General features: G+C 27.5%; 13 protein-coding genes. 11 read left to right on the top strand and 2 right to left on the bottom strand.

Annotated features, from left to right (window positions below):
- Positions 1-557: 557 nt before the first annotated feature.
- From psyc5s11_RS22160 to psyc5s11_RS22115, 10 genes are all read left to right on the top strand, one after another.
- On the top strand, positions 558-1,133 hold the full coding sequence (locus psyc5s11_RS22160; RefSeq protein WP_224034635.1) for a 50S ribosomal protein L25: 576 nt from the start codon (positions 558-560) through the stop codon (positions 1,131-1,133).
- 247 nt (positions 1,134-1,380) lie between these two features.
- Positions 1,381-3,108 (top strand): phospho-sugar mutase, encoded by a 1,728-nt coding sequence (locus tag psyc5s11_RS22155; RefSeq protein ID WP_224034634.1) that lies wholly within the window; start codon positions 1,381-1,383, stop codon positions 3,106-3,108.
- A 13-nt stretch (positions 3,109-3,121) separates the two neighbouring features.
- Positions 3,122-3,340 carry a hypothetical protein gene (locus tag psyc5s11_RS22150; RefSeq protein ID WP_224034633.1) on the top strand — a complete coding sequence of 73 codons (219 nt, stop codon included), beginning with the start codon at positions 3,122-3,124 and terminating at the stop codon, positions 3,338-3,340.
- Positions 3,341-3,490: 150 nt separating this feature from the next.
- A complete protein-coding gene (locus psyc5s11_RS22145) occupies positions 3,491-4,591 on the top strand; it encodes a tetratricopeptide repeat protein (protein ID WP_224034632.1) in 1,101 nt (366 codons plus the stop codon).
- Positions 4,592-4,606: 15 nt separating this feature from the next.
- Positions 4,607-5,332, top strand: coding sequence for a WecB/TagA/CpsF family glycosyltransferase (locus tag psyc5s11_RS22140; RefSeq protein WP_224034631.1), 726 nt, complete (start codon positions 4,607-4,609; stop codon positions 5,330-5,332).
- A 93-nt stretch (positions 5,333-5,425) separates the two neighbouring features.
- A complete protein-coding gene (murJ, locus tag psyc5s11_RS22135) occupies positions 5,426-6,952 on the top strand; it encodes a murein biosynthesis integral membrane protein MurJ (RefSeq protein ID WP_224038248.1) in 1,527 nt (508 codons plus the stop codon).
- Between the two features lie 8 nt (positions 6,953-6,960).
- Positions 6,961-8,268, top strand: a complete 1,308-nt coding sequence (locus psyc5s11_RS22130) for a glycosyltransferase family protein (protein WP_224034630.1) — start codon at positions 6,961-6,963, stop codon at positions 8,266-8,268.
- Complete coding sequence (locus tag psyc5s11_RS22125) at positions 8,269-9,435, top strand: glycosyltransferase (protein ID WP_224034629.1); 1,167 nt, start codon at positions 8,269-8,271, stop codon at positions 9,433-9,435.
- Positions 9,419-10,648 carry an O-antigen ligase family protein gene (locus psyc5s11_RS22120; RefSeq protein WP_224034628.1) on the top strand — a complete coding sequence of 410 codons (1,230 nt, stop codon included), beginning with the start codon at positions 9,419-9,421 and terminating at the stop codon, positions 10,646-10,648. Before psyc5s11_RS22125 ends, psyc5s11_RS22120 begins: the two co-directional genes overlap by 17 nt.
- Before the next feature lie 72 nt (positions 10,649-10,720).
- Positions 10,721-11,371 (top strand): cyclodeaminase/cyclohydrolase family protein, encoded by a 651-nt coding sequence (locus psyc5s11_RS22115; protein WP_224034627.1) that lies wholly within the window; start codon positions 10,721-10,723, stop codon positions 11,369-11,371.
- Between the two features lie 151 nt (positions 11,372-11,522).
- On the opposite strand, the gene psyc5s11_RS22110 is transcribed toward psyc5s11_RS22115, so the two are convergent.
- On the bottom strand, positions 11,523-11,663 hold the full coding sequence (locus tag psyc5s11_RS22110; protein ID WP_224034626.1) for a clostri-philic family protein: 141 nt from the start codon (positions 11,661-11,663) through the stop codon (positions 11,523-11,525).
- 301 nt (positions 11,664-11,964) lie between these two features.
- Between psyc5s11_RS22110 and psyc5s11_RS22105 the strand changes: the two genes are divergently transcribed.
- On the top strand, positions 11,965-12,450 hold the full coding sequence (locus tag psyc5s11_RS22105) for a hypothetical protein (RefSeq protein ID WP_224034625.1): 486 nt from the start codon (positions 11,965-11,967) through the stop codon (positions 12,448-12,450).
- Between the two features lie 65 nt (positions 12,451-12,515).
- Here psyc5s11_RS22105 and pdaA read toward each other — a convergent pair whose 3' ends face one another.
- The gene (pdaA, locus tag psyc5s11_RS22100) at positions 12,516-13,403 is read right to left on the bottom strand and encodes a delta-lactam-biosynthetic de-N-acetylase (RefSeq protein ID WP_224034624.1); all 888 of its coding nucleotides are present in this window, start codon (positions 13,401-13,403) and stop codon (positions 12,516-12,518) included.
- Positions 13,404-13,488 lie beyond the last annotated feature (85 nt).

Raw genomic sequence — 13,488 nt, 5'->3', positions numbered from 1 at the left:
AAAATATTATAAAAAATCATTCCTCTAAGTATTTTAGTAAAATATTAGAGGAATGATTTTTTTAGATTATTCAATTTTACTTAAAAGTGTCACTATAGATAACCACAGTGAAAATCGTACTTATGCGTATACCTACCGAAATTGAATACATATTTATTCCAGCGGACTAAGAAAATTTCGCTGGAAACTTCTAAATGGGAGGTTGCACCCATTTTTGCTTGCTCCTGCGACAAGCGCAGGACAAGCAAAAATGGAACAACCTCCCATAAAGAAGTTTCAACAGCTCATTTTCTAATGCCGCTTTCACAAATATGTATCCAATTTCTCTGTTTGGATATGTTCCTAAGTATAGTAAATGTTAAATATAATACCAAGCATAAGTAAAATTTCAGTTGTGGGTATCTATATAATTGTGCACAATGAATGATACATTGAAAATTGTGGGCAAACACGTTTGTTCTACATATGTGAATAAAATCTCCTTAAATGAGAAATAATTATAAAATAGCTAGCTAATAACTAGCTTATTATAAAATAAAATTTAAGGAGGATTTAGGATGAATGAATTAGTATTAAATAAAAGATTAAATAAAACTGCTAATGAGGTTAAGCAAAAAAGAAGAGAAGGAAAGGTTCCAGGAGTGGTTTATGGTAAGAAATTAGGAAGTTTAATGTTTGAAATAGGTGAAATGGAATTAGTAGAAGAACTTTCAAAGTCTGGTGAACATGGTGTTTTAAGATTTGATTTAGACGGCTACAATGGAACAGCTATAATTAAAGAAGTTCAAAAAGATCCAATATCCCATAAAGTAATGCATATAGATTTAAAAGAAGTAAGTAGGTACGGTGAGTTACAGACAGAAGTTCCAATTAAATTTCAAGGTAAAGAATTTTTAAGTAAGAAGGGGATAGTAATACAAAATCAAAAAGATTCTGTAAAAGTATCTTGCACCGCTCAAAATATACCTAAAGCTATAATGCTTGACGTTTCAAATGCAAAATTAGGTAGTGTATATAAATTAAGTGACTTAGAGGTAGGAAGTGAAATTTCTATTATAGATAATTTATCAACTGTATTTGCATCTGTAGTTACACGTCAATTTATAGCAACAGAAAATTCAGATGAAGAGTAAGTACTACAAAATGGATATTGTTTAATAATACTAATATTGTAAGCAAGAGCAGTCTGACGGTTTAAGAACTCAGGCTGTTTTATTAAGGTTAGGGATGTTCAAATAAATAACTTAGTAAAAATTATAAAATAATAATGGATATTTTGTTAATAGTATAAAAGTTACTCAATAAAATGGATAAAACTATTTTTAAATATAAACAAATATTGTATAATAGAGTAGAGAAAAAATGGGGAGGGGACATAAAATGAATTACAAAGAAAAATACAATACATGGATTAACTCTGATATTATTGATGAGGTAACAAAAAACGAGTTGAAAAGCATATCTGATGATAAAGAAATTGAAGATAGATTTTATAAAGACTTGGATTTTGGTACTGGTGGACTAAGAGGAGAAATTGGTGCTGGAAGCAATAGAATGAACGTATATACTGTTGCTCAAGCTACACAAGGATTTGCAAATTACTTAAATGATAGCTTTAAAGATCCTTCAGTTGCAATTGCATATGATTCAAGAAACATGTCTAAGGAATTTGCAAAAGCTGCAGCCCTTACTTTATGTGCAAGCAATATAAAAGTATATTTATATGAAAGTTTAAGACCAACACCAGTACTATCTTACACAGTAAGAGAATTAAAATGTAGTGGTGGTATTGTAGTTACTGCGTCTCATAATCCAAAGATATATAATGGTTATAAAGTGTATGATGAATTTGGTGGACAGGTAACAGATGAAAAAGCAAATATAATTATTGATAAAGTTAATGCAGTAGATGATTTTTCGAAGATTAAGAATATAGATGAAAAAATTGCTTTGGAAAAAGGTCTATTAACTTATATTGGAGAAGATTTAGATAAACTTTATTATGAAAAAGTTAAGGGATTAACTATAAGAACAGATTTAGTTAAAGAAAAAGCTGGGAATTTAAATGTTATATACACTCCAATTCATGGTTCAGGTAATGTTCCGGTAAGAAGTGTATTAGAACAATTAGGATATAGTAATGTTAAAGTAGTTAAGGAACAAGAAGCTCCAGATGGGAATTTCCCAACAGCATCTTATCCTAATCCAGAAAATCCAGATGTATTTGAATTAGCTGTAAAGATGGCTAAAACTGAGAATCCTGATATAATATTTGGAACTGATCCGGATTGTGATAGAATAGGTCTTGTAGCTAAAGATAGCACAGGAGAATATAAAGTGCTAACTGGTAATCAAACAGGTTTACTTTTGACTCATTATGTATTAAGCTCACTAAAAGAAACTAATAAATTACCACAAAATGGAGTTGTTATTAAAACAATTGTAACAACAGAAGGTGCTAGAAGTATAGCAGAAGATTTTGATATTGAAATTATGGATGTTTTAACAGGATTCAAATATATCGGTGAAAAAATCAGAGAATTTGAAGATGCAGGAAATAAAACTTATCTTTTTGGATTTGAAGAAAGTTATGGATATCTTGCAGGAAACTTTGTACGTGATAAAGATGCAGTAATAGCTGCTATGTTAGTATGTGAAATGTGTCTCTACTATAAAGAACAAGGAAAGAGTATATATGATGCATTAATAGAACTATATGAAAAATATGGATACTTTAAAGAAAATCTTGTATCATTAGAACTAAAGGGTAAAGAAGGTCAAGAAAAGATAACTGCTTGTATAGAAGCACTCAGAAATGATCCGATAAATGAAGTTGATAAAGTTAAGATTGTTACAAGATTAGATTATAAATTAAGCATTGAAGAAAATACTGTAAACAATACTAAAGCTACTATTGACTTACCTAAGTCTAATGTATTAAAGTACATCTTAGAGGATGGTTCATATTTTGTAGTAAGACCATCAGGAACAGAGCCTAAGATGAAGGTTTATTTAGCAGTAAAAAGCAGTAGTTTAGACAATGCAGATATAGATATTGCTAAATTTAAAGAAAAAGTAATGGAAATAATTAATGCAAAATTAAACTAAGTTTCCATGTAAATTGCTATCATCATTTTCGGTGATAGCAATTTCTTTACAATATGAAATATTTACTCAGTTAACAGTTAACAGTGAACAATTAACAGTTAAGGAACAAAGTCTTTTGGACTTTGAAAAATTAAATGTTTTAAAGAAAGCTGAGTCTTTCTTTATTAAGTGTTTAGCGTTAAATGTTAACTATGTTTTAATGGTTGTTCCAATGTATATAAAGAAAAACTGAAGACTATATATGTTAATATATTAATGTATAACATTGTAATAGTGTATAATCAACAATGAAAACTTAAATAGAAAGTTAAACCAACAACTGTTAACTGTTAATTGTTAATTGTTAATTTTCAACTGTTAACTGAAATAAAGAGGTGTAAAAATGAGTAATTATAAGACAATGTATAAAGATAAATTAAGTAAATTATTATTTTTAGAAATGAAGAAGGATGGATTTAAAAAAAGTATTAACATTCCAGATAGTGTTAAATTTAAGAATGATGATTTATATATTCCTATAAGTGCTGAATATGTTGCAGATAATGCAAATAACCAGATAGCATTAAATAATTTACCAATATATTATTTTATTGAAGGCATGTTTATTGCTTTTGGTGCGGATAAAAATATTAAATATAACGAGGACTATGGAATAATTTTATCATATATTTCTGATTCTGAAGAATGTGTAAAAAGTCTTATTGCAGACAGAATAAAGAAAAATAGACTAGAGGATGCTTATGTTTTGTTAAAAGGGCTTTATAGATATACAAAGGAAGAAGAAATTCTAACTAAGCTATTGGCTGTAGGAGAAACCATAAGAGAACAGGATTCAAGTTTTGTGGAACTATTATTAGAAGATATTGAAGAATGTAAAGAAAACTTTGAAAAATCTCCAGAACCATATCTTTATAATGCTTTAATACTTAAAGATAAAGGCGATTACAAAGGTGCAGAAGTAGAAATAAATGAATATATAAACAAAGGTGGGAAAAAAACACCTGAAATTGAGCAGATAGGAACTGATATTACTAATATAAGTAGTTTTGAAAAAGCAATTGATTATTTAAAAGATGAACCTAAAAAATCAATTGAACTATTACTTCCGTTATGTGAAGAATTTAAAGAAAATCCTTTGGTTTATTATTATTTGGGCGTAGGGTACAGAAAAATTGAAAATTATAAAACAGCTATATATTACTTAGAAAAAAGTATTTTACTTGAGTCTGGAAGCCTTGAAGCTGTTAATGAACTTGGAATGAATTATGCATCTATTGGAGAGTATGAAGATGCCTTGAAATATTTTAGAAAAGCTTTTGAAGCTTCAAAAGAAGTAGATATATGCACTAATATAATAATGTGCTACATAAATTTGGGAGATAAAGAACAAGCAAAACTCAACTTAGATATTGCAAAGAAATTAGCTCCTGATGATGAAATAGTCATAGAAATCGATCAAATGCTAAATAGAACAATAAAATAAGTTTTAGGAGATAAGATGTTTACAAAAATACTTAATTTTAAGATATTTAATAAAAATAAAAATGCTTTAATGAATTACATAGAAGGTCTTGAAAAAGTAAATATAATATCTGGGAATCCAGAAATTTTATTTAATGGATTGAATAATCCTATGCTTAAGGAAAATTTTAATCATAAATCTTCTATAATAATACCAGATGGAATTGGAACTGTTCTTGCAGCAAAATTATTAAAAAAACCTGTTGAAGAGAAAATAGCTGGAATTGATGTTGTTAGAGAAGTTTTAATTAAAGCAAATTCAGAAGCAAAATCAATTTATTTATTAGGTGCAAAAGAAGAAATTCTAAAAAAATGCGTAGAAAATATTAAGCTTGAATTTCCTAATTTAAAGGTTTTGGGATTTCATAATGGATTTTTTGATTTAAATAATTGTGATGATATAATTGAAGATGTCAAAATGAGTGAACCATGGGCTATTTTTGTTGCTATGGGGTCTCCAAGGCAAGAAATATTTTTAAGTAAAATTATGAATATTTCAAACACTCATATATTTATGGGTGTAGGCGGTGTTTTTGATATATTTGCAGGAGAACTTAAAAGAGCACCAAAATGGATGATATCTTTAGGATTAGAATGGTTGTACAGAGTTATAAAAGAGCCTTTTAGAATAAAAAGATTAATGGTAATACCAAAGTTTTTATTATTGGTATTAAGGAATAAAGATAAAGTGAATAATGTTTAGGGATGTTTATTTATTAACTCATATCTTTTAAAGATATAGAACATTAGAAATGAAGACATGAGACAAAGTATACATGGAAAAATAGGTGAAAAAATGAAAAAAAAAAGCAGTTTAATTAAATCTACATTTATAATAATGATAGTATCTTTAATAAGTAGAGCTTTAGGTTTTATTCGTGATATGCTTATTGCAAAAAACTTTGGTGCAGGAATGTATACTGATGCTTATAATATTGCTGTATCTGTACCAGAGATAATATTTACATTAGTTGGACTTGCAATATCAACTGCTTTTTTACCAATGTTAAGCAAGGTTAAAGCTAGAAGTGGAAAAAAAGAAATGTATAGTTTTGCTAATAACTTAATCAACATACTTTTTATTGTATCGTTACTTTTTTTTATTGTGACAAGTATTTTCTCAAAAGAAATAGTTTATATATTTGGATTTTCAGAAGAAACATCATTAATTGCAATTAAATTATTAAAAATTACACTTTTGAATCTTTTATTCTTAGCAGTTAATGCATGTTTTACAGCAATGCTACAAGTAAATGAAGATTTTATAATTCCATCCATTTTAGGATTGTTTTTTAATTTACCTATGATAATATATTTATTGTTATTTAAAAATTATGACATCGTTGGTTTAACAATTGCAAATGTTATAGGAAATTTCTTTAGAGTAGCTGTTCAAGTACCATCATTGATTACACACGGCTATAGGTATAAGTTTTTAATAAAATTCAAAGATGAAAGATTAAAAGAAATTATCATATTAATAATTCCAGTAATTGTTGGAGCAGGGGCAAATTCATTAAATATGGTAGTAGATAAGTATATTGCTTCATATTTAGAGGTTGGATCAGTTTCAGCCTTGGATTATGCGCAAAAGTTAATATTATTTATTAATACTATTATCACCACTTCAGTCACAAGTGTGGTATATCCGCTTATGGCGAATATGCGACATAGTGGTGATAATAATGGATTTATAAATACATTGAAAAAATCTATTTTATACTTAGCTATATTATTAATTCCTATTACTGTAGGGGTTATAATATTTGGGAATGATATAGTAAAAGTTGTATATGCAAGAGGAAAATTTACAGAGCATGCAGTGTATATTACAACCCTTGCTTTACTTGGTTATGGATTTGGAATATTCTTTACAGGAATAAGGGATATATTAAATTCAACATTATTTTCTATGGGAAAAACAAAGATTACTACACTAAATGGAATTATAGGTGTTATCATTAATATAATTTTCAGTATAGTTTTATCAAAGTATATAGGTATAATGGGTGTTGCATTAGCTTCAGTAATAGCTATGGTAGTGACAGCTATACTTTTATTCATAAGTATTATTAAATTGGAAAAAAGTTTTATAATAAAAGATATAATTAAAAAGATAATCATAATAACGATGAATTCTATAATTATGGGAGTCGTAATTATAATATTAGTGATTTGTTTAAGAACTAGACTAAATTCAGTAGTTCTTTTATTACTTGGAACTATTATTGGAAGTATTATATACTTTATATTATGTTATTTATTTAAAATTGAAGAAGTTATTGAAATAAGAAGTTTGATTTTAAAGAAAATCAAAAGATAGGAGGAAATATGAAAATACTATTTATTGCCTGCTATTCCCCATTAATAAACAATTCTGCGGCTATAGAGACGCTACAATATTTAAATAAGTTAAGTGAAATTAATAATAATGAAGTACATCTTTTAACTGTTAATTTTCCAACGAATTCAATATATTATGATGAAGCACTTAGGTCTATGATGGATCATAATATAAAAATTCATACTGTTGATGGTGGGATTGTCTTTAAAAAATTAATGCCTAAAAACATTGATAATTCTAATGAGAAATCTAAGAATTTACCTCTGAAAAATAAAAGTGGTAATTGCAAGAAGGTGCTTAGAAAAATAAAAAATGCCATAGTAATACCAGATATGTATTATGGATGGGCAATAAAAGCAGGGAAATATGGGATAGATTTAATGGGAAAAGAAAAATTTGATGTTATATTTTCGATGCATGAGCCTCCATCTTCTCATTTATGTGCTTATTATATAAAAAAACAATATAGAAATATACCATGGATTACTTATTGGAGTGATCCGTGGCTTAAGGATTCTACAAGAGAAAAGTCTTTTATTATAAAAAAAATACTCGAAAGAAAGATGGAAAAGAATATTGTTACTTTAGCAGATAAATTTATATTTGTTACAGAAGCAAATAAAAATGAGTATTTTAAAGATTATAAGGATTTAAGAGATGGACAGAAAAAGACCTTTATATTAAACAGAGGTTTTGATGCGAAATTATATGATAAATTGTCTCATGAAGAAATTCCAATGCTTATAAAAAAAGACAAGATTAATATGATTTATACTGGGGAAATATTTTCAAAGCTTAGAGATATAAAACCCTTTATTAAAGCAATTGAAGAAATAAAGGAAGAAGATATAAAATCCTATAGTTTGCTAAATGTATTATTTTTCGGGAATATAGATGATATAGAGGGTAAAAAGAAACTAGAAAATTTAGAAGTAGCAAAGGTGTCGCCTAGAATACCTTTTGATGAAGCGCTTAAATATATGCTAAATGGAGATGCACTGCTTTTATTTGGAAATAAAAATTCTAAGCAAATACCAGCTAAGGTTTATGATTATTTTGGAGCTAAGGGCAGAATATTTGTAATTTATGGAGATGAAAATGATCCGATTAAAAGAGTCGTAGAAAATAACTCAAAGTGTATTGTGTGTGAAAATAATGTTCAAGGAATAAAAGACAAAATTTATGAATTAATTGAAATGCATAACAGCAAGGAAATAGACTGTGCTCCAGATTTTAATTATGAATGGAATTCAATAGCTCTGAGATTAAACCACATATTGGAAGGGAGTGATTAAATGCATATAATGGTCATTCCATCGTGGTATTCTTCTTCAACAAATAAGATTCATGGGAGCTTTTTTAAAGAGCAATTCAAAGCTCTTGCAAATGATAAAGAAAAAATTACTGTAGCATATAATGAAATTTGGCCACTTACTATGTTTGGCAGGATTAATGAAAAATCCGGGATAAGCTTTAATATAGAAGATAATCTCAGAACCTATAGATATAAAGATTATAATTATTTGCCTAAAAGTCCATTGATGTTTAAAAGCTTTAATAAAAGAATGGATAAACTGTATCAAGAAATTGTCAAAAAGGAAGGTAAGGTTGATGTTATTCATGCTCATTCAGCTTTTTGGGGGGGAATAGCGGCTGCGCATTTAAGCAAAAAATATAATATCCCACTAGTGTTAACAGAACATTCATCTCTTAAACATGCTAAATATACTAAAGAAAGCTATAAAAAATATATTTTTGAAGCTTATGAAAATGCAGAGTGTTTAATTGCAGTTGGAAATGGATTAAAGAAGGAACTACAGGAATATGTTGACAGGCCTATTGAAGTGATTCATAATATGGTTGATTTGGAGTTATTTTATATTGATGAAGATAATAAAGACGAAGATTCACAATGTAATGGAAAATTTAAATTCTTTTCATGCGCTTTTCTTGAAGATGGAAAAGGAATGAAATGTTTGATTAAAGCATTTGCAGAAGCATTTAGAGATGAAAAAGTAAGTTTAAGAATAGGTGGAGATGGCTCACTTAAATTATCATTAAAGGAACTTATTAAAGAATTAGGTATGGATAATCAGATAAAACTTTTGGGTGCTTTATCAAGAGAAGACGTTTCTAATGAAATGAGGGCTTGTGATGCGTTTGCGTTGCCATCTGAACATGAAACATTTGGCGTTGTTTACATTGAAGCTCTTGCATGTGGCAAACCTGTTATTGGAGCTGATAATGGTGGCGCAGAAGATATAATAAGAGAAGATAATGGAATAATAGCTAAAAAGAAAAGTATTGAGGATTTAGCCGAAGCATTAAAAAAAATAAAAGATAATTATGAAATGTATGATAAACATAAAATAAGAGAGAAAACAGTTTTTAGCTATTCAGAAAAAGTATTAGTTGAAAGGCTAAAAGGAGTGTATAAAAAAGCATATGAAGGAAATAATTAAAAATATATATGATTTCGTAGATAATAAACTTTATTTTAAGTTGCTATATTTATTTGTGAGTTTAACTTCTGTAACCATGTTAAAATATGTACCAGGAATAAAGATATTAAATTATCTAGCGTTTGCTTGGGGAATAATTTTAATATTACTTATGATAAGTGAAAACTATAAAAGAAGAAAGATTTATAAATTTGATATTCCATTAGGACTTTTTATGATACTAACATTAGCATTTAATGTGATTGCTTACAGAAGTATTCATAATATAGAATTTTGGATGATTAACTTAATATTATTTGTCATAATATTTACAATAGATGTTTTTAAATGTAAAAATACTATGATTAAGGAAATGAATATAATAACTTATTTTTATGCTATTTTTATGTTTATTGTTTCTAGTATTTCATTAATAATGAAATTTTTTGATATAAAAATAGAGCTTGGAGGTTTTGTATTTGAATTTTATGGCGTTAATGGCGGTGTATTTGAAAATAAAAATGCCATTGCAATAGCAGCTGCATTAGCTATTGTTATGTGTATTTATCTTTATGATATATCTAAAAGCCATAGACGTAAGATGTTTTTGATAGCTAATATAATATTGCAGGGTATAACTATGATGGGGGAACATGGAAGAAGTGCTTTTTTAATAGTAGCAGCGGTAGTTTACACATTTATTTTTGTATATAATAAAAATAAATATTTTAGAATTATATTTTTATTAATACCAATATTAATGTGTGGAACATTCTTAACAAATGAGGATAATATTAGAAATTTTACAAGTGGAAGAAGTAGTCTTTGGACTTCAGCAGCTATTGTAATAAAAGATCATCCTTTAAATGGAGTTGGGAATAGTGACCTTGTAGAGGCAATTAAAGGTGCACGTGAAACTGATGATTTACCAGGATTAGAAGTTGGAGGGTTGCACAATATCTATGTGCAAATAGCAACAGTAAATGGTATCATTTCGTTATTATTATTTCTTACTTTTATAGCAATGATTTTAATATTTATAGTGCAACATTTAGATAAATTAAGAAGGAAAGAAAAATTTCAAATGACAACATTAACTTCACTTGTAGTTGGAATTCTTGCAGTAAATTTATTCGAGAGTACATTAATATATATAGTAAGCTTTATTTCTATGATATTTTGGATATACTTGGGTTACTTAGTGTCAATTTTGGATAATAAGAATATTGACTAATTAATATATGGAAATTGACGAAGATACTTTCGTTCTAGGAGATATTAATAATAGAGAGGGGAATAATAGAATATGAAATTTTGTGATGAAAGTATTAAACAGTTCTTAGAGGAATTAGGGTCAGATTTATCAGCACCAGGTGGTGGAAGTGTAGCTGGACTTATTGCTGCATTATCTGGAGCATTAAATTCTATGGTTTATTCTTTGACTGTAGGCAAAAAAAAATATATAAACCTACAAGATAACGAAAAAGCGATTATAGATAAATTTGAAAAACAATCTAAAGAATTTACATTAAGAAGCTTAGAACTTATGGAAGAAGACAGAGATAACTTTTTGAAATTAATGGATGCTTATAAATTACCAAAAGATACTTATGAAGATAAGAAAAAAAGAACATTAGAGATAAAAGAAAATACAATAAAATCTATGGAAGCACCTTTGATATTAGCAAGAGAAAGTTTAGAATTCTATGAAAATTTAAAAATCATGTCTAAATACGGTAATAAAATGTTATTATCAGATTTGGCGATTTCTGCAATTTTACTTCACTCAGCTATAGAAAGCTCTATAGTAAATGTTAAAGTGAATTTAAATGGACTTAGAAGTGAAAAGTTTTTTTATAAAATTGATAATGAATTAAATGGAATCATGGAAAAATCAATCAAAGAAAAGAATTTAATTACTGAAGATGTAAACAGTGTAATTTATCCTAATTCATAATACTAGTTAGAACAAGTATATAAGAGATACTTAATTATATTTATTCAGTTAAGGCACAATCAAAAAAATAACAAGTCAGCATGATAGTCTATTTTGCGTCATTGACTTGTTATTTTATTTCATGTGCCTTAACTAAGTATCTCTTTAAATTTTAGTCTATTGGTTTTCCATCAAAGTTCGTATATTCAGGCTTATTTTTATGATTTTCGCCAACATTATCTTGCTTATCGTGTAAATTTTGTCTTCGTGCTCCTTTTTGTATTGGGTTAATTGAGCCTTCTTTATTTGGCATAGTATACACCTCCCTTTTATGTACTGTATTAATTTCTTTCAGATACCTTAATTATTTTATGCTTATATGAAATTTTGATACATATTATTTTCATATATTTATAAGCATATTAAAAAGTGATAATTCAGTATGATAATCTGATTTGTATCATAAGGCTAAATTAAAAAAACATAATAATATGTATAAGTGTTGAAAATTATTACATATATGATATATAATAATTGATAGACTAAGATGTATACGTATAATTATAATTGGAAAGAAAAACATAGAACTAAATAAGCTAGAGGGGGAGTAGACAATGGAGAGTACAGAGTTTCCTATTGTTATAAAAAAAAGAAATGGTATAATGATAGCCGCTGCAATAAGCGAAATAGTAGTGGGAATAATTTTTGGAATTACTCAAGGAGGATTAAGCAACATTCTTCTATGGATATTGGTATTTGTTGGAATAATAACTGGACTTCAAGTTTTTGTAGAATACAGTGAAAATATATTGCTTAAAGAAAATAAAATTGAATTTTATAAAAATAAAGATTTAATAAAAGAAATAAAATATAGTAACATAAAATCTATTTATGTTGATAGAGGCAAAGAAACTAAAACTAAGAAAAAAGACTTTTTTGCAATTGGGTTTTGTGGTAATAAAAGTGCTAATGTTGAGAGCTATTTAATTAATCCTATGAACTATGGTGGAGGAGACTTAGCTAAAGTAAAAGACATTATTGTAATGAAAAATTCTTCTGTAAAAGTAAACGATGAAGTAGACAAGTTTGTAAGAAAATAAGATTTTAGAATAATTAATACATAAATAAACTCCCCAAAAATAAAAGTTATTTTTGGGGAGTTTATTTATTCAGTAGGTAAATCATTTAATGATTTAAATTCATATCCCTCATCTTGAAAAGTTTTAATAACGGTTGCAAGTACTTTTGTATTTGTATTTGAAACTGCATGAAGAAGCATTATGGAACCAGGGTGTGCGCCATTACCTATTTTTTTGATAGCATAATTTTCAGTTGGTTGATCATTAACTAACCAATCTTTATATGCAAAACTCCAAAATATAGTTTTATATCCCAAGTCCTTTGTCATTTGCAAAGATTCCTTGGAATATTTCCCCATTGGAGGTCTAAAGAATTTAGGCATATCTTCCCCAATAAGCTCTTTATAAGCATCTTCTACACCTTTAAGTTCCGCTTCGAATTTTTCTTTATCATGTATTTGTGGCATAGATGGATGATGTACACTATGATTACCAACTATATGTCCTTCATTAACCATCCGTTTGATTAAGTCAGGTTCTTTATTAATATAAGGTTTAACAACAAAAAAAGCAGCAGGTACTTTATAATCTTTTAATATATCTAGAATTTGTCCAGTATGACCATTTTCGTACCCCTCATCAAAAGTAAGATATATAACTTTACTTAAAGTATCGCCTAAGTAATAAGCAGAATTTTCTTTAAGAAAATCAACAGATTCTCTCGGTGCTTCAGCAATTTGATCTTTTCCTTTTCCAATATAGTACCAGTTAAGTTCGTTTTCATCGCTAAAAGAGAAAAAAATATCCATTATATTATCAATATCTGAGATATCTCCAAAGACTCCATCTTCTTGAAAACATTCATTTGCATCAGCATCTTCAGTACTTGTAGCACTTGCATATTGGGATGGAGAAATTACAATTAGATTTACAATTAAAGAAAGAGCAATAGCAGATTTTATAGATTTGTTCATTTTTTCACCTTCAATCTTAAAAATAGTTTAGTAATAAGTCTTATATTAATAACATAAGGCTTAATTACTTATAGTATTTGAACTT

This window comes from Clostridium gelidum, assembly GCF_019977655.1.
Classification (GTDB): Bacteria; Bacillota; Clostridia; order Clostridiales; family Clostridiaceae; genus Clostridium; species Clostridium gelidum.
This window is presented reverse-complemented; position numbering and strand designations above follow the sequence as displayed.

Coding starts and splice junctions, on each gene's coding strand:
- psyc5s11_RS22130 (WP_224034630.1), top strand. CDS start 6,961: ATGAAAATACTATTTATTGCCTGCTATTCCCCATTAATAAACAATTCT.
- psyc5s11_RS22155 (WP_224034634.1), top strand. CDS start 1,381: ATGAATTACAAAGAAAAATACAATACATGGATTAACTCTGATATTATT.
- psyc5s11_RS22125 (WP_224034629.1), top strand. CDS start 8,269: ATGCATATAATGGTCATTCCATCGTGGTATTCTTCTTCAACAAATAAG.
- pdaA (WP_224034624.1), bottom strand. CDS start 13,403: ATGAACAAATCTATAAAATCTGCTATTGCTCTTTCTTTAATTGTAAAT.
- psyc5s11_RS22160 (WP_224034635.1), top strand. CDS start 558: ATGAATGAATTAGTATTAAATAAAAGATTAAATAAAACTGCTAATGAG.
- psyc5s11_RS22110 (WP_224034626.1), bottom strand. CDS start 11,663: ATGCCAAATAAAGAAGGCTCAATTAACCCAATACAAAAAGGAGCACGA.
- psyc5s11_RS22115 (WP_224034627.1), top strand. CDS start 10,721: ATGAAATTTTGTGATGAAAGTATTAAACAGTTCTTAGAGGAATTAGGG.
- psyc5s11_RS22105 (WP_224034625.1), top strand. CDS start 11,965: ATGGAGAGTACAGAGTTTCCTATTGTTATAAAAAAAAGAAATGGTATA.
- psyc5s11_RS22140 (WP_224034631.1), top strand. CDS start 4,607: ATGTTTACAAAAATACTTAATTTTAAGATATTTAATAAAAATAAAAAT.
- murJ (WP_224038248.1), top strand. CDS start 5,426: ATGAAAAAAAAAAGCAGTTTAATTAAATCTACATTTATAATAATGATA.
- psyc5s11_RS22145 (WP_224034632.1), top strand. CDS start 3,491: ATGAGTAATTATAAGACAATGTATAAAGATAAATTAAGTAAATTATTA.
- psyc5s11_RS22120 (WP_224034628.1), top strand. CDS start 9,419: ATGAAGGAAATAATTAAAAATATATATGATTTCGTAGATAATAAACTT.